This is a genomic window from Pseudomonas sp. PIC25 (assembly GCF_002286785.1).
Taxonomy (GTDB): domain Bacteria; phylum Pseudomonadota; class Gammaproteobacteria; order Pseudomonadales; family Pseudomonadaceae; genus Pseudomonas_M.
In genome coordinates, this window is record NZ_MUJY01000191.1 from 1 (window position 1) to 24,204 (window position 24,204).

General features: G+C 62.2%; 22 protein-coding genes. 18 read left to right on the forward strand and 4 right to left on the reverse strand.

Annotation, left to right across the window (positions count from 1 at the left end; all coding sequences use genetic code 11):
• Nucleotides 1–182 precede the first annotated feature (182 nt).
• The 3 genes from BZL41_RS26880 (at nucleotide 183) to BZL41_RS26890 (ending at nucleotide 2,359) form a co-directional block, all read left to right on the forward strand.
• The gene (locus BZL41_RS26880; RefSeq protein ID WP_095602096.1) at nucleotides 183–725 is read left to right on the forward strand and encodes a TetR/AcrR family transcriptional regulator; all 543 of its coding nucleotides are present in this window, start codon (nucleotides 183–185) and stop codon (nucleotides 723–725) included.
• An 88-nt stretch (nucleotides 726–813) separates the two neighbouring features.
• The gene (locus tag BZL41_RS26885) at nucleotides 814–1,674 is read left to right on the forward strand and encodes an alpha/beta hydrolase (protein WP_095602097.1); all 861 of its coding nucleotides are present in this window, start codon (nucleotides 814–816) and stop codon (nucleotides 1,672–1,674) included.
• Nucleotides 1,675–1,909: 235 nt separating this feature from the next.
• Nucleotides 1,910–2,359 carry a thioesterase family protein gene (locus tag BZL41_RS26890; protein ID WP_095602098.1) on the forward strand — a complete coding sequence of 150 codons (450 nt, stop codon included), beginning with the start codon at nucleotides 1,910–1,912 and terminating at the stop codon, nucleotides 2,357–2,359.
• 3 nt (nucleotides 2,360–2,362) lie between these two features.
• Here the strand turns inward: BZL41_RS26890 and BZL41_RS26895 are convergent, their stop codons facing one another.
• Entirely contained in the window at nucleotides 2,363–2,737 is a 375-nt protein-coding gene (locus BZL41_RS26895; RefSeq protein ID WP_095602099.1) for a hypothetical protein, read from the reverse strand.
• Between the two features lie 135 nt (nucleotides 2,738–2,872).
• Between BZL41_RS26895 and BZL41_RS26900 the strand changes: the two genes are divergently transcribed.
• Nucleotides 2,873–3,847, forward strand: coding sequence for a tRNA-dihydrouridine synthase (locus BZL41_RS26900; RefSeq protein ID WP_095602100.1), 975 nt, complete (start codon nucleotides 2,873–2,875; stop codon nucleotides 3,845–3,847).
• Between the two features lie 3 nt (nucleotides 3,848–3,850).
• Here BZL41_RS26900 and BZL41_RS26905 read toward each other — a convergent pair whose 3' ends face one another.
• Complete coding sequence (locus BZL41_RS26905) at nucleotides 3,851–4,597, reverse strand: SDR family oxidoreductase (RefSeq protein WP_095602101.1); 747 nt, start codon at nucleotides 4,595–4,597, stop codon at nucleotides 3,851–3,853.
• 117 nt (nucleotides 4,598–4,714) lie between these two features.
• Between BZL41_RS26905 and BZL41_RS26910 the strand changes: the two genes are divergently transcribed.
• Nucleotides 4,715–5,161: an Hsp20 family protein gene (locus BZL41_RS26910; protein WP_095602102.1), complete on the forward strand. Its 447-nt coding sequence runs from the start codon at nucleotides 4,715–4,717 to the stop codon at nucleotides 5,159–5,161.
• Between the two features lie 44 nt (nucleotides 5,162–5,205).
• Here BZL41_RS26910 and BZL41_RS26915 read toward each other — a convergent pair whose 3' ends face one another.
• Nucleotides 5,206–8,883 carry a PAS domain S-box protein gene (locus tag BZL41_RS26915; RefSeq protein WP_095602103.1) on the reverse strand — a complete coding sequence of 1,226 codons (3,678 nt, stop codon included), beginning with the start codon at nucleotides 8,881–8,883 and terminating at the stop codon, nucleotides 5,206–5,208.
• 93 nt (nucleotides 8,884–8,976) lie between these two features.
• Nucleotides 8,977–9,864: a LysR family transcriptional regulator gene (locus BZL41_RS26920; protein WP_084337491.1), complete on the reverse strand. Its 888-nt coding sequence runs from the start codon at nucleotides 9,862–9,864 to the stop codon at nucleotides 8,977–8,979.
• 155 nt (nucleotides 9,865–10,019) lie between these two features.
• Here BZL41_RS26920 and leuC point away from each other — a divergent pair, with 155 nt between their 5' ends.
• The 13 genes from leuC (at nucleotide 10,020) to BZL41_RS26985 (ending at nucleotide 24,127) form a co-directional block, all read left to right on the forward strand.
• Nucleotides 10,020–11,447: a 3-isopropylmalate dehydratase large subunit gene (leuC, locus tag BZL41_RS26925; RefSeq protein ID WP_095602104.1), complete on the forward strand. Its 1,428-nt coding sequence runs from the start codon at nucleotides 10,020–10,022 to the stop codon at nucleotides 11,445–11,447.
• Nucleotides 11,448–11,458: 11 nt separating this feature from the next.
• Nucleotides 11,459–12,103: a 3-isopropylmalate dehydratase small subunit gene (leuD, locus tag BZL41_RS26930; protein ID WP_095602105.1), complete on the forward strand. Its 645-nt coding sequence runs from the start codon at nucleotides 11,459–11,461 to the stop codon at nucleotides 12,101–12,103.
• A gap of 10 nt (nucleotides 12,104–12,113) precedes the next feature.
• On the forward strand, nucleotides 12,114–12,428 hold the full coding sequence (locus BZL41_RS26935; protein WP_095602106.1) for a hypothetical protein: 315 nt from the start codon (nucleotides 12,114–12,116) through the stop codon (nucleotides 12,426–12,428).
• Nucleotides 12,429–12,460: 32 nt separating this feature from the next.
• Nucleotides 12,461–13,543 carry a 3-isopropylmalate dehydrogenase gene (gene leuB / locus BZL41_RS26940; RefSeq protein ID WP_095602107.1) on the forward strand — a complete coding sequence of 361 codons (1,083 nt, stop codon included), beginning with the start codon at nucleotides 12,461–12,463 and terminating at the stop codon, nucleotides 13,541–13,543.
• A gap of 57 nt (nucleotides 13,544–13,600) precedes the next feature.
• A complete protein-coding gene (asd, locus tag BZL41_RS26945; RefSeq protein WP_095602108.1) occupies nucleotides 13,601–14,713 on the forward strand; it encodes an aspartate-semialdehyde dehydrogenase in 1,113 nt (370 codons plus the stop codon).
• A gap of 143 nt (nucleotides 14,714–14,856) precedes the next feature.
• Nucleotides 14,857–15,882 carry an aspartate-semialdehyde dehydrogenase gene (locus BZL41_RS26950; RefSeq protein ID WP_095602109.1) on the forward strand — a complete coding sequence of 342 codons (1,026 nt, stop codon included), beginning with the start codon at nucleotides 14,857–14,859 and terminating at the stop codon, nucleotides 15,880–15,882.
• Nucleotides 15,883–16,017: 135 nt separating this feature from the next.
• The gene (locus BZL41_RS26955; RefSeq protein WP_095602110.1) at nucleotides 16,018–18,873 is read left to right on the forward strand and encodes a FimV/HubP family polar landmark protein; all 2,856 of its coding nucleotides are present in this window, start codon (nucleotides 16,018–16,020) and stop codon (nucleotides 18,871–18,873) included.
• 4 nt (nucleotides 18,874–18,877) lie between these two features.
• The gene (gene truA, locus BZL41_RS26960; RefSeq protein ID WP_095602111.1) at nucleotides 18,878–19,735 is read left to right on the forward strand and encodes a tRNA pseudouridine(38-40) synthase TruA; all 858 of its coding nucleotides are present in this window, start codon (nucleotides 18,878–18,880) and stop codon (nucleotides 19,733–19,735) included.
• Nucleotides 19,736–19,790: 55 nt separating this feature from the next.
• Nucleotides 19,791–20,414, forward strand: coding sequence for a phosphoribosylanthranilate isomerase (locus BZL41_RS26965; RefSeq protein WP_095602112.1), 624 nt, complete (start codon nucleotides 19,791–19,793; stop codon nucleotides 20,412–20,414).
• A 332-nt stretch (nucleotides 20,415–20,746) separates the two neighbouring features.
• Nucleotides 20,747–21,631, forward strand: a complete 885-nt coding sequence (gene accD / locus BZL41_RS26970) for an acetyl-CoA carboxylase, carboxyltransferase subunit beta (RefSeq protein WP_095602113.1) — start codon at nucleotides 20,747–20,749, stop codon at nucleotides 21,629–21,631.
• Nucleotides 21,628–22,905, forward strand: a complete 1,278-nt coding sequence (folC, locus tag BZL41_RS26975) for a bifunctional tetrahydrofolate synthase/dihydrofolate synthase (RefSeq protein WP_095602114.1) — start codon at nucleotides 21,628–21,630, stop codon at nucleotides 22,903–22,905. Before accD ends, folC begins: the two co-directional genes overlap by 4 nt.
• Nucleotides 22,906–22,917: 12 nt before the next feature.
• Nucleotides 22,918–23,547: an SPOR domain-containing protein gene (locus BZL41_RS26980; RefSeq protein WP_095602115.1), complete on the forward strand. Its 630-nt coding sequence runs from the start codon at nucleotides 22,918–22,920 to the stop codon at nucleotides 23,545–23,547.
• A 67-nt stretch (nucleotides 23,548–23,614) separates the two neighbouring features.
• Nucleotides 23,615–24,127, forward strand: a complete 513-nt coding sequence (locus BZL41_RS26985; protein WP_095602116.1) for a CvpA family protein — start codon at nucleotides 23,615–23,617, stop codon at nucleotides 24,125–24,127.
• Nucleotides 24,128–24,204 lie beyond the last annotated feature (77 nt).

Here is a 24,204-nt window from a genome sequence, read left to right on the forward strand (position 1 = left end):
TCGAGTCCCCTAGGGGACGCCACTTTTCCAACCCGCAATGCGGGCTTTTAAAGGGTCATCCGGTCAGGGTGGCCCTTTTGTTTTTTCTCCTGCTTTATCTCTGGCGACGAATGGTGTCCCGAGGACTTGCCAAAAATTATTACGAGCATAATATTTCAGTTGTAATATTTTGGAGCCTCACCATGAATGACAAAAAAGCCCAGACCCGCGAACGCATCCTGTCCGCCGCCAGTGCCGCGCTTATCCGCCGTGGCCCGGCCGATCCCAGTGTAGGGGACGTGATGGGGGCGGCCGGTCTGACGGTCGGTGGCTTCTATGCGCACTTCGAAAGCAAGGATGCGCTGATGCTGGAGGCCTTCAGCCAGACGCTTCGGCGCCGCCGTGCATTGATGGGCGAGATGGATCGGAGCTTGCCGGCACGCGAGCGGCGCACCCTGGCCGCGGCGTTCTATCTCTCGCGCAAGCACCGCGATGCGGAGACCAGCGAGACGTGCCCGCTTCCCAGTTCGCTGGCCGAGCTGGCGCACATGCCGGAAGGTTTTCGTGCCGTGTTGGCCGAGCATCTGGAGCTGGTCATGGCGGAGCTTGCCGACAGCCCGGAGGAGGCCGACAAGGTGCTGGCGGACCTGGCGTTGATGGTGGGCGGTTTGGTGCTGGCGCGGGCGTTGGGGCCGGGCGAGATGTCCGACCGGGTGCTGCGGGCCGCGAAATCGGCAGTGATTTGAGCCGGGAAGGCTCGGTTCATACCGGACGCCCGTCGGGCGCCCATCCAGGCGGTCGCGCTGTCCGCCGTCAATCGATGAGGGTCTTGTGATGAGCAGCTTGAACTGGGTTCGCGGTATCAACGCCACCTTGGGCTGGGTGGCTCCGCATGCGGTAGCGAGCAGAATGCGTCGCGAGTTCATGACGCCCCGCGATCTGCCACCACGCAACTGGGAGCTGCCGTTGCTGGCCAGTGCGGAGCGCATAACGCTGCGCTTCGGCCTGTCCGCGCTGCGTTGGGGAAGCGGGCCCGCCGTCTTGCTGATGCATGGCTGGGAAGGGCGTCCGACGCAGTTCGCCGCGCTGATCGAGGCGCTGGTCCAGGCCGGCTACGCTGTGGTTGCGCTGGATGGGCCGGCCCATGGCCGGTCGCCAGGGCAGGAGGCCAGCGTGGTCCTGTTCGCTCGCGCTGTGCTCGAAGCGGCCGGGGAACTGCCGCCGCTGAAAGCGGTGATCGGGCATTCCATGGGTGGTGCCAGCGTGTTGCTCGCAACCCAGCTGGGGTTGCGTAGCGAGGCGGTGGTGACCATCGGGACACCCAGCCGGATATTGACCGTGCTGCGCCAGTTCGCCCGCTTCATGGCCCTGCCGCCCTTGGCCCGGGCGCACTTCGTGCGACTGGTCGAGCAACACGCCGGTATGCCGGCCGCGCACCTGGATGTAACGCGCTATCAGCTGGATATGCGTGGCTTGGTGATCCACGCGGCCGACGACACCATGGTGCCGGCAAGTGAAGCGGAGCGAATCCACGAAAACTGGTTCGACAGTCGCCTGCTGTTGCTGGAGTCGGGTGGGCATCACCGCGTTCTTGGCGATCCCCGCGTAGTGAGTGCGGTCATGGGGCTGCTGGAAGAGCAAGCCGGTGCTCGGGGGCTGGCGCTGCGTCAGGATGCTTCCTTTCTGGCACGTTGAGCGTTTCGTCGGGGTCAGCTGCCGATCGCTTCGGCGAGATAGTCCACGAAAGCCTGGGGCTTCATCGGTGCGCAGTCCGATGGCCGGAAAATCAAAGTGGGATGTTTCTCCGGTTGTGTCGGGCAGCCATCGCTTGGTCTCGGGCGCGGCAAGCGCCTAGAATGGCCGGCCGAACCCGGGAGTGCCCGTTCCGACGGTGTGTTCCCCGGCCATAGCCACCAGCCGGAGCGGTGAAATGAACTGGGATCTTGCTACCCCCTTCGTGATCGATATCCGTGTCGAAGCGGACGATATCGACGGTCTCGGACATGCTAACAACGCCGTCTACGTCAGTTGGCTGGAGCGTTGCGCATGGCGTCATTCCCAGAGCCTGGGGCTGGACCTGAGCGAATATCGCCGATTGGATCGCGCCATGGCGGTGGTGCGCCATGAGATCGACTACCTGGCCGCCGCCTACGAAGGGGACGAGCTGCAATTGGCCACTTGGATCGTCGAGTCGGACCAGCGTGTGAAGATGCAGCGGCGTTTCCAGTTGGTGCGACCGGCCGATGCGGCGACCCTGCTGCGCGCATCGACCACCTTCGTTTGCATCGAACTGTCCAGCGGCAAGCCCAAGCGCATGCCGGTGGAGTTCGTCGAGGGCTATGGCCAAGCGCTGATCCAGCCATATCCGCTGGAACTCTAAGGGTCATTCGGAAACCGGAGAGAGAAACAGACCGGAGGCATCCTGCATGATCCGGTATGCCCGGGTTTGCCCCGCTGCGAACAGGGCGGACTGGGGGCGGCTGGGAGAAGCTGCCTCGAGGCAAGGGCCGGAGGTGGCCTGAATGACCGCCAGCGAGACTTCTCCCGCTGCGACTTGCAGTACCGCCCGCTCTCCGGGGCCTAGCTGGGCCGCCAGTCTGTTCTGTACATACAGCTCGATATCGCAGGCATTTGCCGACGAGCTGTCGCGCTCGACGATCAGCCGTGCGCTGCCGTCCGGAGCAATGGACTCGCTGCCGGCAATGCCGGTGGTGAACATGGCCAGTATCAGGGCGACGAAGGGGGCGATAGCGCTCATAACGTATTTCCGTAGGTAGCCTTTCATGAGCAGACCGCGCCGACTCGGCGAAGCTCCGCAGCCATTCGCCGGCCGGGATTTGCGCGTCCCGGCGATCGCCGTAAACTACGCGCCTTTTTCTTTTGAGAACCCTGAATGCAGATCGCTCTGGCGCCCATGGAGGGGCTGGTCGACGAGATTCTTCGCGATGTGCTGACCCGTGTCGGCGGCATCGATTGGTGCGTGACCGAATTCATCCGGGTCTGCGACCGCCTGCTGCCTGCCGCCCATTTCCATAAGCTGGCTCCGGAGCTGGCGGTCGGATCGCGGACCCGTGCCGGCACGCCCATGCGCGTGCAACTGCTTGGCTCCGATCCGGTGTGCCTGGCAGAGAACGCCGCCTTTGCCTGCGAGCTGGGCGCGCCGGTGATAGACCTCAATTTCGGCTGCCCGGCGAAGACGGTGAACCGCTCGCGAGGCGGGGCCGTGTTGCTCAAGGAGCCCGAGCTGCTCCATGCGATTCTCTGCGAGGTCCGGCGTGCGGTGCCGCGGGAGATTCCGGTCACGGCGAAGATGCGCCTGGGGTTCGACAGCCCGGACGGGGCGCTGGATTGCGCGCGGGCTCTGGCCGATGGTGGCGCGGCGCAGATCGTGGTGCACGCACGGACCAAGGCGGAGGGCTACCGGCCGCCGGCCCACTGGGAATGGGTGGCGCGGGTCCAGGAAGCGGTCAAGGTGCCGGTGTTCGCCAATGGTGAAATCTGGAGCCTGGACGACTGGCGGCGTTGCCGTGAGGTGAGCGGCGTCGATGATGTCATGCTCGGCCGGGGCCTGGTATCCCGCCCCGACTTGGCTCGGCAGATCGCCGCCGTACAGGCAGGGCAAACGCCCCAGGAAATGACCTGGGGCGAGCTGCTGCCGTTGTTGCGTGACTTCTGGCTACAGGCCCGGCGCAAGCTGTCGCCGCGTTATGCGCCGGGGCGCCTGAAGCAGTGGCTGGCCATGCTGACTCGCAGCTATCCGGAAGCGGTGGCGCTGTTCGCCGAAGTTCGCCGGGAAAGCGATTGCGCGCGCATCGATGCCTTGCTGGGCATTTCCGATCCGCTCGCCGGCCTGGCGACGGCGGTATGACCCTCAGCGGCCTCCGCTGACGTCGAGCAGGGTGCCGGTGGTATAGGACGCCTCGTCGCCGGCCAGCCAGAGAATGGCACGGGCCACCTCCTCGGGAGCGCCGCCGCGCCCCAGCGGCACGCTGGACTTGAGCCGCTCGATGCGTCCCGGTTCGCCGCCGCTGGCATGGATATCGGTGTGGATGAGGCCGGGGCGCACCCCGTTCACCCGTATGCCCTCCGCCGCGACCTCCTTGGCCAGGCCAATGGTCAGGCTGTCGATGGCACCCTTGGCGGCGGCGTAGTCGATGTACTCGTTGGGCGCGCCGAGACGGGCCGCCATCGAAGAGAGATTGACGATGGCGCCGCCCTGGCCGCCGTGGCGGGTGGACATGCGCTTCACTGCCTCGCGGGCACAGAGGAAGCTGCCGATCACGTTGGCGCCGAAGACACGCTGCAGGCGCACGGCGTCCATCTGCTCCAGCCGCGCCTGGTGTTCCAGCAGGCCGGCATTGTTGACCAGCACATCCAGGCGGCCGAAGGCCTGGTCCAGGCGCTCGAAGAGATGCATCACCTGTTCCTCGTCCGCGACATCGGCGGCCACGGCAATCGCTTCGGTTCCCGAGGCTTCGAGCTGGCGCAGCAGAGCCTCGGCCGCTTCGCGGCGCTCCCGGTAATTGAGGCACAGCGCATAGCCCTGTGCGGCAGCGAGGCGGGCGGTGGCGGCGCCGATGCCCCGACTCGCCCCTGTGATCAGCATGACTTTCGGCATAAACCCCTCGCTATGCGGATGCCCTTGAAATTCATTCGGCTGTCCCTATCTAACCATGCGGGATGCCGCTAGCGGGTCCCGCAAGTAACCACTCGCTGAAATCAGGAGAGATTAGTTATGAGCACTGCATTTTCCATGGCTCCGTTGTTCCGTCAGTCCATCGGTTTCGACCGGTTCAACGATCTGTTCGAAGCGGCCCTGCGCAATGACGCGGGCAGTTCGTATCCACCCTACAACATCGAAAAGCACGGTGATGACGAGTATCGCATCGTCGTTGCGGCTGCCGGCTTCCAGGAAGCCGACCTGGAGTTGCAGGTCGAGCGCGGCGTGCTGACGGTCAGTGGCGGCAAGCGTGATCGCAGCGACGAGAACGTCACCTATCTGCACCAGGGCATCGCCCAGCGCGCTTTCAAGCTGTCGTTCCGTCTGGCCGACCACATCGAGGTCAAGCGGGCAGCGCTGGTCAACGGCCTGCTGAACATCGATCTGGTGCGCAATGTGCCTGAAGAGGCCAAGCCGAAGCGCATCCCGATTGGCGGCGAATTGCCGGCTCTGGAACACTGATATCCATTTGTCAAAGGGGCGCCAGTGATGGCGCCCTTTTTCGTTCAGGCATGCACCGATTGTTCCGGTTTGCGAATCAGCAGGGCGCGGAATTCATTCAGGGGCAAAGGCTTGCTGAACAGGTAGCCCTGGTAGAGATGGCAGCCTTGCTGCTGGAGAAAGTCCAGCTGGTCGGCTTGCTCGACGCCTTCGGCGATCATTTCCAGCCCCAGGCTGCGCGCCATGGCCACGATGGCGCGGATGATCTCGGCATCGTTGGGGTCCGTGGTGGCGTCGCGGACGAATGACTGATCGATTTTCAGCACGTCCACCGGCAACCGCTTGAGGTAAGTCAGCGAGGAATAGCCGGTGCCGAAGTCGTCCATCGCGAAGCTGACACCCTGACGCTTGAGGCGATGCATCTTGGCGATGGTGTCCTCGAGGTTCTGAATCACGATGCCTTCGGTGATTTCCAGGGTCACCATCTGCTTGGGCACGCCACTGCGGGTCAGGCAGGTTTCCACCCGCTCGACGAAGTCGTTATGGCGGAACTGGCGCGGACTGATGTTGATGCAGAGGCTGAAGTCGTCCTCGTCCACCAGGCCATCCTGGAGCAGTTGGGCGCAGATCTGGCTGGCTTCGCTGAGGATCCAGGCGCCAACCTCCAGAATGAGCCCGCTTTCCTCCAGTAGCTGGATGAACAGGGCCGGCGACTGCTGGCCAAGGCTCGGGTGCTGCCAGCGAATCAGGGCCTCGGCGCCGACGATGGCATTGCTGCGGGCGTCCACCTGCGGTTGGAAATACAGCTCGAATTCGCCACGGGTGACTGCCAGGCGCAGGTCGTTCTCCAGGCGCAGTCGCTCGCTGACGGCTTCCTGCATGGTGGTGCGGAACAATTGAATGGCGTTCCTGCCGGAATCCTTGGCGCGGTAGAGGGCGATGTCGGCGCGCTTGAGCAGGTCCGCCGGCGTCGTGCCGTGGTCGGGAATGAGGGCGATGCCGATGCTGGGCGTGACCTGCAGGCGCTGGCCGTCGAGCAGCATGGGTTCGGCCAGCAGCTTGCGCAGCTTATCGGCGATCTGGCGCACATGCCGCGTCACTTCGGAGCGTTTGCCTTCGAGGCCGGAAAGCAGCACGACGAACTCGTCGCCGCCCAGCCGTGCCACCGTATCTTCCAGGCGCACGCTGGCCTCCAGTCGTGCCGTGACCATCTTCAGCACGGCGTCGCCGACCGGGTGGCCGAGCGAGTCGTTGATGTGCTTGAAGTGATCCAGGTCGAGGAACAGCAAGGCTCCCCGTAGGTCGTGACGCTTCAGTAGCGAGATCTGCTGGGTCAGGCGGTCGATCAGCAGGGCTCGGTTGGGCAGGTTGGTCAGCGAATCGTGATAGGCCAGGTGGTGGATCTGCGCCTGCGCGTTTTTCAGTTCGCTGATGTCGCGGGCGGTGAGAAGCAGGCAGTCGGTGCCCTCCAGGTTGATCGGTTCGACCGACACCTCCACGACCCGGACGCTGCCGTCACGGTGCTGGCCGTGCATCTCCAGGTGATGCACACGGCCGTCGCGCTGCAGTTTTTCCAGCAGCAAGGCTCGTTCGGTCGGGTCGGCCCAGACATTCATCTCGTAGGCGGTGCGGCCGATCACTTCTTCCGGCCGGTAGCCGGTCAGGCGGGAAAAACCTTCGTTGACCTCGATATAGCGGGCTGTGTCCCGCTCGGTGATGGTGATCGCGTCCGGGCTGGAGTGGAACGCCTTGGCGAATTTCTCTTCGCTGGCCTTGAGCGCGGCTTCGGCGCGCTGATGCTCGGTGATGTCGCGAAAGGTGGTGGTGATGCAGGGCTGACGCTCCACGTGGATGAAGCGGGTGGAGACCATGCAGGTCAGCTCGCGGCCATCCTTGGTGCGAAAGCGCGCCTCGACGTTATCCAGGCCCTGCTGCCGGTGCAGCTGTTGGTAAAGCGCGCGGCGCTGTTCCAAGTCGACCCAGAAGCCGATCTCGGGCGCGTTGCGGCCGACGATGTCCTCCGGCTTCCAGCCGAAGGTTTCGCTAAAGCTGGGGTTGATCTCGATGAACTCGCCGTTGCTGAGGCGGGTGACGCAAATAGGTTCCGGGCTGGCCTGGAAGAGGGTGACGAATTTCTCCTCCGAGGCTGCCAGGCGCTGTTCGCGCAGCACCCGTTCAGTGATGTCGATGATGATGCCGGCCATGCGCAGCGGCTGTCCGGCCTCGTCGCGGTAGAGGCGGGCGGTGCTCTCCAGATGATGCACATCGCCGGCACTCAGGTTCATCCGGTAGGTGACCTGGTATTCCTGGCGCTTGCCCGCCAGGAGTTCCTCGTAGACCTGGCGCATGTATTCACGGTCTTCCTCCGGGACGTGCCGGAAGAATTGGTTGAAGTCGCCGTGGTAGGGCTCCGCCGGCAATCCGTGCAGGTTCGCCGCGCGGGCGGAGCCATAGAGCATGGCGCTGGGAATGTGCCAGTCCCAGGTGCCGAGGTCGGCGGACTCCAGCGCCAGGGTCAGGCGCTCCTGGCTTTCTTCCAAGGCCTTTTCCTGGGCCCGCTGCAGAGTGATGTCGCGGAGGGTGAGCACCAGGCAGGGCTGGCCGTTCAGTTGGATCTGCCCACCATAGATCAGGTTGATGCTCTGGGTGCCGTCGCGTTTGTTCAAGCGCATTTCCAGCTGGGCGATGACGTCTTCGCGATCCAGCGTGTCGATGACGAACTGACGGTCCTCCGGGCGCGGCCACAGGCCCAGCTCCAGCGACGTGTGCCCGATGGCCTCTTCCGCCTTCCAGCCGAACTGTTGCTCGAAACGGTGGTTCACCTCGATCAGGCGTCCCGTCGCCTTTTCGCTAATGGCGACCGCATCGGGCGCGCTGCGGAAGGCATTGGCGAATTTCTCCTCGCTGGCGCGCAGAGCGGCTTCGGCACGTTCGCGCTCGCTGGTGTCGAGGAAGGTGCTGAGGATGAAGCCCTGGCCTTCCAGCTCGACGTACTGGCTGGAAAGCACCCCCTCGAGAATATTGCCGTGGCGGGTGCGCAGGCTGACCTTCTGGATCACCGGGTCGGGCGTGGCCGGCGCGGTGCGGCGCAGGTGGTCGCGTTGGCTCAGGTCCACCCACAGCTCCAGGTCCATCGCTGTCTGGCCGATGATCTCGTTGGCGGGCCAGCCGAAAATGTTTTCGAAGTGCTGGTTGGCCTCGGTGATGACGCCGTCCTCGTAGCGGACCAGCATGATGACATCCGGGCTCAGGCGGAACAGGCTGGAAAAACGCCGTTCGGAACTAGCGAGGGCTTCTTCGCGTTCCTGTTGGGCAGTGATCTCTCGGATCACGCCGATCATCATCGGGCGATCGCTCTCCGGCTGCAGACGGCCACTGATTTCCAGCCAATGCAGGCTGCCGTCCGGCCAGCGGATACGGTGGCGCAGTGAGTGGGTTTCCGGGGCGCCGGTCAGCACTGCCTGGAAAGAGCGCATCACTGCGGCACGGTCTTCTTCGGGGATCAGGTCGATATAGTCGACTCGCTGGCTCAACGGGCGCCGTGGGTCCAGCCCGAACAGCGCCTGGGCGCCGCGCGACCAACTGACCTGCCCATTTTCGATGTCCCACGACCAGGCTCCCAACCGGGCACCGTTCAGTGCGGCGAGCAGGCGTGGCGCGTCTTGCCAGGTCTGTTCGAACTCCGCGGGGTCGAGTGCCGGAATGTAGGGGAGTGGAGGCGTGCGGTCAGTGGGTTTGGCCATCGGTGGCCCATCTGCTGTTCATAGGTATGGCGGCCGATTCGAAACAGCCCGGTCGCCAGCTCGTTCGTCCTGGCTCCACGTTAGCCGTTGCCACTATTCCCATGCAAGGCCGCTGCGCTGCTCATCGAGCAAGGCCATAAAGGCTTTGGCAGCATTCGACAGGGTCCGTTCCGTGTGCAGGATGTAGCCGAGCCGCCGGCTGAGCTGGATGCCCGGCAACGGCAGGCGTGCCACCTGGTCGTCCAGCATGGTGCGTGGCAGCACGCTCCAGGCCAGCCCGATGGAGACCATCATCTTGATGGTCTCCAGGTAGTTGGTGCTCATGGCGATGTTCGGCGTCAGGCCTTCGGCCTCGAACAGCCGCCGTACGATGTGATGGGTGAAGGTGTTGCCGCCGGGAAAGACTGCCGGGTGTCGGGCGATGTCTGGCAGGCCGATCGCCGAGTTCCGGGCCAGGGGATGTTCCGGCGCTGCGACGAAGTCGAGAGGGTCATCCCAGACCGGTACCGCCTTGACCGTGGCGTGGGTTTCCGGCGCCAGGGTGATCACCGCCAGCTCGGCGCGGCCGTGCAGGACTTCTTCATAAGCCACTTCGGAGTCGAGGAACTGGATATCCAGGGCCACCTGGGGGTGTGCCCGGGTAAAGGCGCGGAGCAGGGGCGGCAGGCGGTGCAGGCCGATATGGTGACTGGTGGCTAGCGTCAGACGGCCGCCAATCTCGCCATTGAGGTTGGAAAGCGCCCGGCGGGTGTCGTCCAGTACGCCGAGAATCTGGTAGGCGCGTGGTTGGAGGGCGCGTCCGGCCTCGGTGAGGCTTACCTGGCGGCCAAGGCGGTCGAACAGGCGGACGCCGAGTTGCTGTTCCAGCGCCGCGATGCGTTTGCTGACGGCCGGCTGGGTCAGGTGCAGCCGTTCGCCTGCCTCCGAGAAGCTGCCCGTCTCGGCAATGGCGATGAAGGCGTTGAGGCTGGCGAGATCCATGGATGCTCCGGGAGACACAGGTTGAAGGTGGATGGTGTATTCCGTATGGGAATGCTTTGAATGAAAAATATGAATTTGAGTTATTCGATGCAAGTCCTTAGGATCATCCTCACAAGCCCTGAGGGCATAGAAACACGCTGATGAGGGATAGGCTGATGGCTGGCAAAACGCTCTACGACAAGCTCTGGGACATGCATGAGGTGAAGCGGCGCGACGATGGCTCGTCGCTGATCTACATCGATCGCCACATTCTCCATGAGGTGACTTCGCCGCAGGCGTTCGAAGGGCTGCGACTGGCTGGACGCAAGCCGTGGCGGATCGACGCCAACATCGCCACGCCAGATCACAACGTGCCGACCACCCAGGCGGAGCGCAAGGGTGGCCTCGACGCCATCGCCGACGAAGTCTCGCGTATCCAAGTCCAGACCCTGGACGAGAATTGCGACGATTTCGGCATCCTCGAATTCAAGATGAATGATGTGCGCCAAGGTATCGTCCATGTGGTCGGGCCGGAGCAGGGCGCCACGCTGCCGGGCATGACCGTGGTCTGCGGCGACTCGCACACCTCCACGCATGGCGCCTTCGGTGCCCTGGCCCATGGCATCGGCACTTCCGAGGTCGAGCATGTGCTGGCCACCCAGTGCCTGGTGGCGAAGAAAATGAAGAACATGCAGGTGCGCGTCGAGGGCAAGCTGCCGCTCGGCGTGACCGCCAAGGATATTGTCCTGGCCGTTATCGGTCGGATCGGTACCGCCGGTGGCAACGGCCATGCCCTGGAGTTTGCCGGCAGTGCCATCCGCGACCTGTCCATGGAAGGCCGCATGACCATCTGCAATATGGCCATCGAGGCCGGTGCTCGTGTGGGGCTGGTGGCGGTGGACGAGAAGACCATCGCCTACGTCGAAGGTCGCCCCTTCGCGCCCAAGGGGGCGCTCTGGGAACAGGCTGTCGCGCAATGGCGTGGATTGGTATCCGATCCGGATGCGCATTTCGATACCGTGGTCGAGCTGCGTGCCGAAGACATCAAGCCGCAGGTCAGCTGGGGGACGTCGCCGGAGATGGTGGTTGCGGTCGACCAGCGCGTGCCCGACCCCGCAGCCGAGGCCGATCCGGTCAAGCGCGATTCGATTGTCCGTGCCCTGAAATACATGGGACTGTCGGCCAATCAGCCGATTACCGACATCAAGCTGGATCGCGTTTTCATTGGTTCCTGTACTAATTCGCGTATCGAGGACCTGCGCGCCGCGGCGGAAGTCGCCAAGGGCCGCAAGGTCGCTCCGACTGTCAAGCAGGCGCTGGTGGTGCCGGGCTCCGGTCTGGTCAAGGCGCAGGCCGAACAGGAAGGGCTGGACAAGGTCTTCATCGAGGCCGGTTTCGAATGGCGCGAGCCGGGCTGTTCGATGTGCCTGGCGATGAACCCTGATCGCCTGGAGAGCGGCGAGCATTGCGCCTCCACCTCCAACCGCAACTTCGAAGGCCGCCAGGGCGCCGGTGGCCGGACCCACCTGGTGAGCCCGGCGATGGCCGCCGCTGCCGCGGTGGCCGGGCATTTCGTCGATGTGCGTGAATTGATGCAGGCCTGAGGAGACCCGACATGAAAGCCTTTACCCAACACACCGGTCTCGTCGCGCCGCTCGATCGCGCCAACGTCGATACCGATCAGATCATTCCCAAGCAGTTCCTGAAGTCGATCAAGCGTACCGGGTTCGGTCCGAACCTGTTCGACGAATGGCGTTACCTGGATGTCGGCCAGCCCAACCAGGACAACTCCAAGCGTCCGATCAACCCGGACTTCGTGCTGAATTTTCCGCGCTACCAGGGTGCCAGCGTGTTGCTCGCCCGCGAGAACTTCGGCTGCGGTTCGTCCCGTGAGCATGCGCCCTGGGCCTTGGACGAATACGGCTTCCGCGCGATCATCGCGCCGAGCTTCGCCGACATCTTCTATAACAACAGCTTCAAGAACGGCCTGCTGCCGATCATCCTCGCCGAGAGCGACGTGGACGAACTGTTCCAGCAATGCGAGGCCACCGAGGGCTATCGGTTGACCGTGGATCTCGCGGCGCAGACCGTGACGCGTCCGGATGGCAAGCAGTACGCCGTCGAGGTCGACGCTTTCCGCAAGCACTGCCTGCTCAACGGCCTGGACGACATCGGCCTTACCTTGCAGGATGCCAATGCGATCAAGGGCTTCGAGGAAAGTTACCGGCAACGCAGCCCCTGGCTGTTTCGCGAAGCCTGAGGCGAACATCATGAAGCGCTTCCACATTGCGCTGACCGTGGCCGATCTCGAGGCGTCCATCGCCGATTACGATCGTCGCCTTGGCCAGCCCGCGACTGTGGTGGTGCCGGGCAAATACGCCATGTGGCGTACCGGGATTCTCAATTTTTCGATCAACCAGATGCCCGAGCGTGCTGGAATGCTGCGCCATGTCGGGTTCGAGGACGACGACGCGGAAGGCTTTACCAGTACGCCCGACGTCAATGGCATCGAGTGGGAACATTTTTCCGCCCGCGAGCAGGATGAGCGCATCGCGGCAATCTATGGAGAGCGGATCGGCGCTTGAGCGCCGGTTCGACCATCAATCGAGAGGATTCAATGAGCAAGCAGATTCTGATTCTTCCCGGCGACGGCATCGGCCCGGAGATCATGGCCGAAGCGGTGAAGGTGCTGGAACTGGCCAACGACAAGTTCCAGCTCGGCTTCGAACTGAGCCATGACGTGATCGGCGGCGCCGCCATCGACAAGCACGGCGTGCCGCTGGCCGACGAGACGCTGGCTCGCGCCAAGGCGGCCGACGCGGTGCTGCTGGGTGCGGTCGGCGGGCCCAAGTGGGACAAGCTCGAGCGCGATATCCGTCCTGAGCGCGGTCTGCTGAAGATTCGCTCGGCGCTGGGGCTGTTCGCTAATTTGCGACCGGCCATTCTCTATCCGCAGCTGGCCGAGGCTTCGACACTCAAGCCGGAAGTGGTCGCGGGTCTCGACATTCTCATCGTTCGCGAGCTGACCGGTGGTATCTATTTCGGCCAGCCGCGCGACACTCGCGTGCTGGACAACGGCGAGCGCCAGGCTTTCGACACCCTGCCGTACAGCGAGAGCGAGATTCGTCGCATCGCCCGGGTCGGTTTCGACATGGCGCGTGTGCGCGGCAAGAAGCTGTGCTCGGTGGACAAGGCCAACGTATTGGCTTCCAGCCAGTTGTGGCGCGAGGTTGTGGAAGAGGTTGCCAAGGATTATCCGGACGTCGAGCTGAGCCACATGTACGTGGATAACGCAGCCATGCAACTGGTGCGCGCGCCGAAGCAATTCGACGTGGTGGTCACCGACAACATGTTCGGCGACATTCTGTCGGATGAGGCTTCCATGCTTACCGGTTCTATCGGCATGCTGCCTTCGGCTTCGCTGGATGCGAACAACAAGGGCATGTACGAGCCGTGCCACGGTTCCGCTCCCGATATCGCGGGGCAGGGTATCGCCAACCCGTTGGCGACCATTCTGTCGGTCTCGATGATGCTGCGTTACAGCTTCAATCGGAGCGATGCGGCCGATGCCATCGAGCGTGCGGTCAGCGTGGTGCTGGATCAGGGGCTGCGTACCGGCGACATCTACTCCGAGGGCACCACCAAAGTCGGTACCGTCGGGATGGGCGACGCGGTAGTCGCGGCGCTGCGGAATCTGTAATCTCTTGGGCCCGCCGGTGAGCCGGCGGCCCACTTTTTCTTGAAAGGTGTAGTCGTCATGAAGCGTGTAGGTCTGATCGGTTGGCGCGGCATGGTCGGTTCCGTGCTCATGCAGCGGATGCTGGAAGAGCGGGATTTCGACTTGATCGAGCCGGTGTTCTTCACCACCTCCAACGTCGGTGGGCAGGGGCCTGCCGTGGGTAAGGACATTGCCCCGTTGAAGGATGCCTACAGCATCGATGAGCTGAAAACCCTGGATGTGATCCTGACCTGCCAGGGTGGCGACTACACCAACGAGGTCTTCCCCAAGCTTCGCGAGGCCGGCTGGCTGGGCTACTGGATCGATGCGGCATCCAGCCTGCGCATGCAGGATGACGCGGTGATCGTCCTCGATCCGGTCAACCGCAAGGTCATCGATCAGTCGTTGAACGAAGGCGTGAAGAACTATATCGGCGGCAACTGCACCGTCAGCCTGATGCTGATGGCGCTCGGCGGCCTGTTCGAAGCCGGGCTGGTCGAGTGGATGAGCGCCATGACCTACCAGGCGGCATCGGGCGCCGGCGCGCAGAACATGCGTGAGCTGATCAAGCAGATGGGCGCGATCAACGGCTCGGTGGCCGACGACCTGGCCAACCCGGCCAGTGCCATCCTGGATATCGATCGCAAAGTGGCGGAGGCCATGCGCGGCGAAGCGTTCCCTGCCGAGCATTTCGGCGTACCGCTGGCCGGCAGCCTGATTCCCTGGATCGACAAGGAGCTGCCGAACGGCCAGAGCCGCGAAGAGTGGAAAGGCCAGGCCGAAACCAACAAGATTCTCGGGCGCTTCAAGAGCCCGATCCCGGTGGACGGTATCTGTGTTCGTATCGGTGCCATGCGCTGCCACAGCCAGGCACTGACCATCAAGTTGAACAAGGATGTGCCGATTGCCGACATCGAAGGCATGATCAGCCAGCACAACCCCTGGGTGAAACTGGTGCCGAACCAGCGCGAGATCAGCATGCGCGAACTGACCCCGACTGCTGTGACCGGTACTCTGAGTGTTCCCGTAGGCCGGTTGCGCAAATTGAACATGGGCTCCCAATACCTAGGCGCCTTCACCGTGGGCGACCAGTTGCTCTGGGGGGCGGCGGAACCGCTGCGCCGCATGCTGCGCATCCTGCTGGAGCGCTAATAGATAGCTGAAGCTGCCTGCTGCAAGCTCAGGGGTGACCCAGGACGCTTGCAGCTTGCAGCTTGCAGCTTGCAGCTTGCAGCTTTCGCTGCCGCCCTTTCCTCTATAAAGTGCCTCTCCGTTTTATCTCTCAGAGGCAGACCATGAGCCAGTCCTTCGATATCGCCGTGATCGGCGCTACCGGCACCGTCGGCGAAGCCCTCGTTCAGCTCCTCGAGGAGCGCGATTTCCCGGTTTCCACCTTGTATCTGCTCGCCAGTGGCGATTCCGCAGGTCAATCCGTGCCCTTCAGGGGTAAGAACCTGCGCGTGCGTGCCCTTGACGGGTTCGATTTTTCCCAGGCCCGTCTGGCCTTCTTCGCAGGTGGTCCTGCCGTTACGCGAGAATATGCACCTCGTGCTTCCGAGGCTGGCTGCTCTTTCATCGATCTGTCCGGCGCCTTGTCGCTCGATGATGCGGTTCGGGTGGTGCCGGAAGTCAATGCCGACGTCCTGGTAGGGCTCGAGGCGCCGTATCGTCTGACCAGTCCCTGCGCTCCGGTGGTTGCCTTGGCAATGGGTCTGGCTCCGTTGCGTCCTTTGCTCGACCTGCGCCAGGTCTGTGTCATGGCTTGTCTCTCGGTTTCCACCATGGGGCGTGAGGGGGTGAATGAGTTGGCGCGACAGACGGCCGAATTGTTGAATGCCCGCCCGCTGGAGCCGCGCTTCTTTGATCGGCAGATTGCCTTCAATCTCTTGGCTCAGGTGGGCGAGGTGGATTCGGAAGGCCATGCGCTTCTTGAAAAACGCATGGTGTCCGAGTTGAAGCAGATGTTTCGAATTTCTGCGCTGGACGTTTCGGCTACTTGCGTGCAGGCTCCGGTTTTCTTCGGCGATAGCTTGAGTGTGACGCTGCGTAGCGAAAAAATGATCGACTTGCAGGCAATCTGTGCGGCACTCGATAACGCTCAAGGTATCGAGCGGGTAGAGTCTCCGGACTATCCGACGGTAGTCGGGGATGCTGTCGGCCAGGATGTCGTCTATGTCGGAAGGCTGCGTTGCGGGCTGGGCAATCCTCATGAACTCAATTTGTGGATTGCGTCTGATAACGTACGAAAAGGCGCCGCTCTGAATGCAGTGCAGTTGGGTGAGTTATTGATAAAAGACTATCTGTCAAAGATACTTACCTGAAATTTGAAGAACTATTCTAGGTTGGCAATACTGGCTTAGCTGTTCGCTGGCGGGGAACGTCCGTGAGGATGGCAGGCAGCGACTATTAAGACCCTCTCGAATATCGAGAAAAAAGTTAAAACAAGGGATAACGCTATGGTTCGGGTTCGCAAACTGGTGCTGGCAATTGCAGCTGCTTCGGCGCTGTCCTCCGGTATGGCGCATGCGCTGGGGCTAGGGGAGGTGACCCTGCAGTCCGCGCTGAACCAGCCGTTGGTCGCGGAAATCGAGTTGTTGGAAGTTCGGGATCTGAGCGCCAATGAAGTGATTCCCAACCTGGCCTCTCCTGAGGAATTCAACAAGGCTGGTGTCGATCGCCAGTACTTCCTGACCGACCTCAAGTTCACGCCAGTGCTCAAGCCGAACGGCAAGAGCGTTATCCGGGTGACCTCCAGTAAGCCGGTTCGCGAGCCCTACCTGAATTTCTTGGTCGAAGTGCTCTGGCCGAACGGTCGTCTTCTGCGTGAATACACATTGTTGCTTGATCCGCCGCTGTATGCGCCGTCGACGCCAGCCGTCGCTCCGCAATTGCCGGTTGCCTCTTCCGCGCCGCGTCCTGCTGCGACGCCAGCTCCGCGCCCGGTAGCGTCGGCTACACAGCCGTCTGGTGCCAGCCGTCCGGGAACTGCACCGCTGAGCGGTAATGAATACCGGACCAGCTCCAACGACACCCTTTGGGATATTGCTCAGCGTGTTCCGGGTGGTTCCGTCCATCAGGCCATGCTGGCCATCCAAGATCTCAATCCGGATGCCTTCGTTGGCGGCAATATCAACCGCCTCAAGAGTGGCCAGGTGCTTCGCTTGCCTGACGAGCAGCAGGTTCGCAGCCGTTCGCAGAGCGAGGCGATTGCGCAGGTCGCTGCGCAAAATACTGCATGGCGTGAAGGGCGAGGTGTCGCTGCGGGAACCCGGCAGCTCGACGCTACCAAACGTGATACTGCCGGTGCTGCGCCCGCTCGGGTAGAAAGCAAGGACAGCCTGCGCTTGGTCTCGGGTGATACCGGTAAAGCAACCGCCAAGGGCGACAAAGGCACTGGGGGCGATAGTAAGGCCCTTGCCGACAAGTTGGCGGTCACCCAGGAGAGCCTGGATTCCACCCGTCGTGAGAATGAAGAGCTGAAGAGCCGGATGGAGGATCTTCAGAGTCAGCTGGAAAAACTGCAACGACTGATTCAGTTGAAGGATGACCAGCTCGCGAAAATGCAGGCCGACCTGGCTAACCAGGGTAAGGCCGGGGCGGGGGGAGGGACGGATGAGCCCAAGCCCGAGGCGGCAGCGCCTGCTTCGTCGGAGCAATCGGCTCCACCTGCGGCGGAGGAGCCGGCGACTCCGCCGGCCTCTGCGGCTCCTGACTACAACTACAGTGAGGAGCCGGCCGCCGAACCCGGCGCGGCTCCTCAGACCAACGTGCAGCAGCCGGCCAGTGAGCCGGCTGATGCCGTTAAGCCGCCGGCATCTGCTCCCGCTGCTCAGCCAGCTAAGCCGACTCCTGCCCCGGCTCCGAAACCGGTTGTGGAAGAGCCTCAGCCCACGAGCTTCATCGACGATCTTCTGGGCAATCCCATGCTGCTCGGCATCATTGGCGGCAGCGCACTGCTGCTGCTCCTGGTCGGCTTGATGGTGTTGTCGCGGCGCAATGCCATGAAGGAGGCCGAGCTGCAGAACAGCCTTTCCCTGAATGAAGAAAGCGATAACGCGTTCGATAATGAATCGGAGCTTCCCGAGAACAGTTTCGCGGATCTGGAAGCCGACCTTGAGCGTTCCCCGGTCTCGCAGGCGCAGCCGGAAGAGCGCGTAACAGCGCAAACCAGCGATGCGCTGGGCGAGGCTGACATTTATATCGCCTATGGTCGTTTCAATCAGGCGGCTGAGCTTCTGCAGAATGCTATCAACGACGAGCCCCATCGCAAGGACCTGCGCCTCAAGCTCATGGAGGTCTATGCGGAGCTGGGTGATCGTGAAGGTTTCGCTCGTCAGGAAAACGAACTGCGTGAGATTGGCGGGGCGGGCCAGGAAGTCGAACAGCTCAAGGCCAAGTACCCAGCAATGGTCGCTCTGGCGGGCGGCATGGCTGCTGCTGCGGCGGCGGATGATTTCGACAGCTTCGATCTGGATGATCTCGCGCTGGATGAGCCGGCACAGGGCGCGGTCCCCGCTGCTCAGGGAAATCTGGACGATGCTTTCGACCTCAGCCTGGACGATCTTGAGGCGGACCTCGAGCGTGACCTGAAGAGCTCGGCTGCGCCGGCTTCCGATGATCTCGGCCTTGATGACCTGAGCCTGGATTCCGATCTCGACTTTGGGCTCGATACTGAGCCAGCCGCATCGACCTCCAAGGAAAGCCTCGATTTCGGCCTTGATTTTGCGGATGAGTCGGCAGGTGGAGCTGCCTCGGGGCTTGGTGATGATCTGGCGGACTTCAGTCTGGATCTGGACGAGGAAAGCAAGGCGCCGGCAGTGGAAGAAGATGATTTCCTGCTTTCCCTGGACGATGAGCCTGTCGTTGCTCGCGCAGAACCGTCTGCCGAACTGCCGACACTGGATCTACCAGAGGAAAAGGTGGCGAGTGAGTTCGATCTTCCTGCCGACTTCGATCTGTCGGTAGCCGATGAGGTTCCTGCCGTCGCTAAGCCGGAGGCTGATGACTTCGCGGCTCAGCTCGATGAGGTCAACGCCGAGCTTGAAGCGTTTGCTGACAGCCTCGAGCCGCAGGCGGACGAGGAGCCGATGAAGCCGACGGCCAGCACGCGGAATGTGGCCGATCTGGATGCGGATGATGATTTCGATTTCCTTGCCGGAACCGACGAGACAGCTACTAAGCTCGACTTGGCACGCGCCTATATCGATATGGGCGATGCCGAAGGGGCTCGTGACATTCTCGACGAAGTGATTTCGGAAGGTAGCGACACCCAGCAACAGGAAGCGCGCGAGTTGCTCGCCCGTCTCGCCTGATTTCATGACTGAAGTACTTCCCGCAGCGGCAGCCGAAATGGCTGCCGCTGGCGTTTCCAGGATCGCACTGGGCATCGAATACAAGGGGGCCCGTTACCGCGGCTGGCAGCGTCAGGAGGCTGGTGTTCCGTCCGTTCAAGAAGCTCTGGAGCGCGCGTTATCGAAAGTTGCGGCTGAGCCGGTTTCGGTCGTTTGTGCAGGCCGAACCGATGCTGGCGTGCATGCCAGTGGTCAAGTGGTGCATTTCGACACAACCGTCGAGCGCCCATTAAAAGCATGGGTCATGGGGGGAAATGCCAGTCTGCCCCCGGATATCAGTGTGACTTGGGCTCAGTCGATGCCGAGTCACTTCCATGCACGTTTCAAGGCATTCGCTCGGCGCTATCGGTATGTGATCTACAACGATCAGATCCGTCCGGCCCATATGGCGGAGGAGGTCACCTGGAATCATCGCCCGCTGGACGTGCAGCGTATGCGTGCTGCTGCCCAGTGTCTGATTGGCACGCATGACTTCACATCCTTTCGTGCGGTTCAGTGCCAGGCGAAGTCGCCGGTCAAGACGGTTCATCACCTGCATGTGCTACAGCAGGGCTGTTTCATCGTGCTGGATGTACGCGCCAATGCTTTCCTGCATCATATGGTGCGCAATATCGCAGGGGTTCTCATGACCATCGGTGCGGGAGAGCGGCCCGTCGGATGGGGGCGAGAGGTTCTTGATGCTCGTGATCGACGGGCTGGCGGTGTAACCGCCCATCCTTATGGGCTTTATCTTGTGCAGGTGGAATATCCCGAAGAGTTCGATCTACCGGAGCGTTACATCGGGCCACATTTCCTCTCGGGATTGCCGCTGTTGGCGGGCTGACGCTTAAAAGGGCATTTGTTACCATCGAGCCTTTCTTTTTTGAGGTGGCAGCACGTTGGCAGCCGTTCGCAGCAAAATTTGTGGGATTACCCGGGTCGAAGATGCACTGGTCGCTGCCGAGGCGGGCGCCGATGCCATTGGCCTGGTTTTTTATCGGCAAAGCCCGCGCGCGGTAACGATCCAGCAGGCCCGGGCCATTATCGCTGCGCTGCCCCCTTTCGTGACGACGGTCGGTTTGTTCGTCAATGCTTCCCGGTGCGAGTTGAACGAGATTCTTGATGCTGTGCCGCTGGATCTTCTGCAATTTCATGGTGACGAGTCCCCGTCAGACTGCGAAGGCTTTCATCGGCCCTTTATCAAGGCGCTGAGAGTGAGGCCCGGCGACGATATTGCTGCTGCCGTTGCGTGTTATGGGAAGGCGTCCGGCATCCTCCTCGATACCTACGTGCCCGGAGTGCCAGGGGGGACAGGTGAAGCATTCGACTGGTCTCTTGTGCCGGCCGGTTTGTCCAGGCCGGTGATTCTGGCCGGGGGGCTGACGGCCGGGAATGTCGGCGCAGCTATCGCCCAGGTCCGTCCGTATGCCGTCGATGTCAGTGGGGGGGTTGAATCAAGCCGGGGGGTGAAGGACCCCGAGAAGATTCGTGCTTTTGTAGCGGCTGTTCGAACTTGCCGGTAGCGAAGCCTCTCTATTCGTTTTCGCGGCTGTTTCGAATGGTCATGGTGGCATGTGACGGCTTTGGTTTCGCGGCCGTCCACTAGCGTGATGCCATCTCGGGCCTCGATAGTCGCTGTCGATGGTTCAACGCTGTTGGGGGATCGAGTTTTTTGGTTTCGTGCCATTGCGACCGTGCAGTCGCTCAGGTGGTCGATGTTGGTGGTAGGTGTCGCTGTAGCGAGTCGTTGCAGATTTGCCGGGCCGGCCCTGACATTTGGCCACAATCATGAATTTGCTCTGGGACGCATTCAGGAACTGCCGCGTCCGGGCGTGAAAGCTGTGGAGAAGAAAGCATGAGCAACTGGTTGGTAGACAAGCTGATCCCTTCGATCATGCGTTCCGAAGTGAAGAAAAGCTCCGTGCCGGAAGGGCTCTGGCACAAGTGCCCATCCTGCGATGCCGTGCTTTACAAGCCGGAGCTGGAAAAGACGCTCGATGTCTGCCCGAAGTGCAACCACCACATGCGCATCGATGCACGGACCCGGTTGGACATCTTTCTGGATGCCGAGGGGCGTGAGGAGCTGGGGGCGGAGCTCGAACCGGTGGACCGTCTCAAGTTTCGCGATAGTAAGAAATACAAGGATCGACTGACTGCCGCGCAGAAGCAGACCGGCGAAAAGGATGCACTTGTGTCCATGCGCGGTACGTTGCAAGGCATGCCTGTCGTGGCGTGTGCCTTCGAGTTCAATTTCATGGGTGGCTCCATGGGGGCCATTGTTGGCGAGCGCTTCGTTCGCGCCGCCAATGTCGCTCTGGAACAGCGTTGCCCGCTAGTATGCTTCTCCGCTTCCGGCGGTGCGCGTATGCAGGAAGCACTGATCTCTCTGATGCAAATGGCCAAGACATCCGCCGTACTGGCGCGCCTGAGGGAGGAGGGAATTCCTTTCATCTCGGTGCTTACCGATCCGGTCTACGGTGGTGTGTCCGCCAGTCTGGCGATGCTGGGCGATGTGATTGTCGCCGAACCCAAGGCACTGATCGGTTTTGCCGGTCCGCGGGTTATCGAACAGACCGTGCGGGAGAAGCTGCCCGAGGGATTCCAGCGCAGTGAGTTCCTGCTGGACCACGGCGCCATCGATTTGATCATCCCTCGCGCCGAGCTTCGTCCGCGCCTGGCTGTGCTGCTTGCCCAGCTCATGGGGATGCCTAGCCCGGCCCGTCTTCCGGCAACGGCATGACAGCGCGTTCTCTGGCTGAATGGCTCGCTTATCTGGAGCAACTGCATCCGTCGGCCATCGATATGGGGTTGGATCGGTCGCGTGAGGTGGCTCTCCGGCTAGGACTGGGTAAGCCAGCGCCGCTGGTGATCACGGTGACCGGCACGAACGGCAAGGGTTCCACTTGTGCCTTTCTTGCGGCTTTGCTCAAGGAGCAGGGGGGCAAGGTCGGGGTTTACAGTTCGCCGCATCTGCTGCGCTACAACGAAAGAGTGCAGATCGATGGTGTGGAGGCAACGGATGCGGCGCTTTGCGAGGCTTTTGCTGCTGTCGAGGCGGCACGGGGCGAAATCAGCCTGACTTACTTCGAAATGGGGACGCTGGCGGCTTTCTGGCTGTTCCAGCGTTCCGCTCTCGATGCTGCTGTGCTTGAAGTCGGTCTCGGTGGCCGGTTGGATGCGGTCAATCTGGTCGATCCAGATTTGGCGCTGGTTACCAGCATTGGCCTGGATCATGCCGAATGGCTGGGAGATACGCGCGAGAGCGTTGCGATCGAGAAGGCAGGCATCTTCCGTGCCGGGAGGCCGGCTCTGTGTGGCGACTTCGATCCGCCGACGACGTTGCTCGAACGGGTGTCCGAGCTGGATTCGCCGTTTTTCCTGCGTGGCCGCGATTTTGATCTGGCAGTCGATGATCGTGCCTGGCACTGGCGTGGGCTGACCAAGGAAGGCGAAGTCCTGGAACTGCACGATCTACCCTTGCTTGACTTACCGATGGAAAATGCCGCCTTGGCCTTGCAGGCCTATGCCTTGCTGGATTTGCCATGGCAGTCGGAGCGGATTGGCAAAGCGCTGCAGCGGGCTCGGGTGGTCGGACGCCTGGATCGCCGTCGGATCGATTGGGATGGCAAGCCTCTCACGCTGCTGCTCGATGTTGGGCATAATCCCCATGCCGCCGATTATCTTGCTCGGCGCCTGGCCAGTCGGCCTGTCTCGGGGGGGCGCCTAGCGGTGTTCGGCTTATTGGCCGACAAGGATCTGCCAGGTGTAATCCGGCCGTTGCTTGGTGAGATCGCAAACTGGGCAGTGGTGCCGTTGCCGACGGTACGGACCCGTCCGGCGGCGGAGCTCGAAGCTGTCTTGCTGAACCATGGCGTGAGCGTGGCGGCTTATGGCAGTGTCGAGGCCGCATTGGAAGCTCAATGCGCACGGGCGGCAGCGGATGATGAGATCCTGGTGTTCGGGTCGTTTTACTGTGTGGCCGAGGCCCTTGACTGGTTGGCCCGGCGCGCTTAAGAGGAAGCGGGAATGGCTTTGCTGGATAAAGGGCTCAAGCAACGCATGGTGGGGGCCTTGGTGCTTATCGCGCTGGCCGTGATTTTCCTGCCGATGCTGTTTTCTCGCGAGGATGAGTTGCGCCAAGTGGCGGTAGATGCCCCTTCCATGCCGCAGACGCCGTCGCCTCCTCGGATCGAGATGGAGCAGACGGCGGTGCCTGAGCCGCAACAATTGCCGGATGAACCGATTCCGAGCGAAATGACACCGCCCGAATCGCAGCCCGTCGCTTCGCTTCCGGGAGAAGAGGTCGCTCCCGTTACGCCTGCCGAAGCGCCGAAAGAAGAGATCGCCAAGCCGATTGCCTCGCCGACGCCCAGCGTGCCGTCAAAGGCGCCGGAAGGCCGCCTTGATGCTAATGGCCTGCCAGTCAGTTGGTCGGTCCAGTTGGCCAGTCTTTCCAATCGTGCCAGCGCCGAAAATCTGCAGAAAACGCTGCGCAGTCAGGGCTATAACGCCTATATCCGCAGTGCCGATGGCATGAATCGGGTATTCGTAGGGCCGGTGATCGAGCGTGCGGAAGCCGATCGCCTGCGCGATCAATTGAGCCGCCAGCAGAAACTGAACGGCTTCGTCGTGCGCTTCCAGCCCGAGAAGGGGTGAGCTGCGGCTTACCCCAGTCCCGGCGCTCTGCTAAAATGCAGCGCCTTTTCCGTTCGTAGGCTGCACCGTGGCATTCACCTGGGTCGATTGGGCGATTATCGCCATCATCGCCGTTTCCAGTCTGATCAGTTTGAAGCGCGGCTTCGTCAAGGAAGCGCTGTCGCTGCTCACCTGGATCATCGCAGGCGTGATTGCCTGGATGTTCGGCGGTGCCTTGTCGCAGCATCTGAGCGAATTCATCGAAACACCTTCTGCGCGCGTGATTGCCGCATGTGCCATTCTCTTCGTCGCTACCCTGCTGGTGGGGGCGTTGGTCAATTTCCTGATCGGTGAGCTGATCCGGGTGACCGGTCTGTCCGGAACCGACCGTTTCCTGGGTATGGTTTTCGGGGCCGCCCGTGGTGGCTTGCTGGTCGTCGTGCTGGTCGGGTTGCTCAGCCTGGCGCCGGTACACCAGGACCCGTGGTGGCAGCAGTCGACCCTGCTGCCGCATTTTCTGATGGTTGCGGACTGGTCCAAGAACCTCATTCTGGGCCTTTCCAGTCAATGGATCGCCGGCGGCCTCGGCTCGCAGAGCTGAGGTCGCCGATAAAGGGCATGCAACGCTCCGGCGTCATGACCAGAATTAGCCTGAACTACTAGCAGGGGTTGCGTCAC

Bases quoted from the DNA above. Each gene is read 5' to 3' on its own strand.
- BZL41_RS26955 (WP_095602110.1), top strand. From the start codon at position 16,018: ATGGTTCGGGTTCGCAAACTGGTGCTGGCAATTGCAGCTGCTTCGGCG.
- folC (WP_095602114.1), top strand. From the start codon at position 21,628: ATGACAGCGCGTTCTCTGGCTGAATGGCTCGCTTATCTGGAGCAACTG.
- BZL41_RS26920 (WP_084337491.1), bottom strand. From the start codon at position 9,864: ATGGATCTCGCCAGCCTCAACGCCTTCATCGCCATTGCCGAGACGGGC.
- BZL41_RS26900 (WP_095602100.1), top strand. From the start codon at position 2,873: ATGCAGATCGCTCTGGCGCCCATGGAGGGGCTGGTCGACGAGATTCTT.
- leuD (WP_095602105.1), top strand. From the start codon at position 11,459: ATGAAAGCCTTTACCCAACACACCGGTCTCGTCGCGCCGCTCGATCGC.
- BZL41_RS26910 (WP_095602102.1), top strand. From the start codon at position 4,715: ATGAGCACTGCATTTTCCATGGCTCCGTTGTTCCGTCAGTCCATCGGT.
- leuC (WP_095602104.1), top strand. From the start codon at position 10,020: ATGGCTGGCAAAACGCTCTACGACAAGCTCTGGGACATGCATGAGGTG.
- BZL41_RS26905 (WP_095602101.1), bottom strand. From the start codon at position 4,597: ATGCCGAAAGTCATGCTGATCACAGGGGCGAGTCGGGGCATCGGCGCC.
- BZL41_RS26885 (WP_095602097.1), top strand. From the start codon at position 814: ATGAGCAGCTTGAACTGGGTTCGCGGTATCAACGCCACCTTGGGCTGG.
- truA (WP_095602111.1), top strand. From the start codon at position 18,878: ATGACTGAAGTACTTCCCGCAGCGGCAGCCGAAATGGCTGCCGCTGGC.
- BZL41_RS26890 (WP_095602098.1), top strand. From the start codon at position 1,910: ATGAACTGGGATCTTGCTACCCCCTTCGTGATCGATATCCGTGTCGAA.
- BZL41_RS26895 (WP_095602099.1), bottom strand. From the start codon at position 2,737: ATGAGCGCTATCGCCCCCTTCGTCGCCCTGATACTGGCCATGTTCACC.
- BZL41_RS26980 (WP_095602115.1), top strand. From the start codon at position 22,918: ATGGCTTTGCTGGATAAAGGGCTCAAGCAACGCATGGTGGGGGCCTTG.
- BZL41_RS26915 (WP_095602103.1), bottom strand. From the start codon at position 8,883: ATGGCCAAACCCACTGACCGCACGCCTCCACTCCCCTACATTCCGGCA.
- accD (WP_095602113.1), top strand. From the start codon at position 20,747: ATGAGCAACTGGTTGGTAGACAAGCTGATCCCTTCGATCATGCGTTCC.
- BZL41_RS26950 (WP_095602109.1), top strand. From the start codon at position 14,857: ATGAGCCAGTCCTTCGATATCGCCGTGATCGGCGCTACCGGCACCGTC.
- leuB (WP_095602107.1), top strand. From the start codon at position 12,461: ATGAGCAAGCAGATTCTGATTCTTCCCGGCGACGGCATCGGCCCGGAG.
- asd (WP_095602108.1), top strand. From the start codon at position 13,601: ATGAAGCGTGTAGGTCTGATCGGTTGGCGCGGCATGGTCGGTTCCGTG.
- BZL41_RS26880 (WP_095602096.1), top strand. From the start codon at position 183: ATGAATGACAAAAAAGCCCAGACCCGCGAACGCATCCTGTCCGCCGCC.
- BZL41_RS26935 (WP_095602106.1), top strand. From the start codon at position 12,114: ATGAAGCGCTTCCACATTGCGCTGACCGTGGCCGATCTCGAGGCGTCC.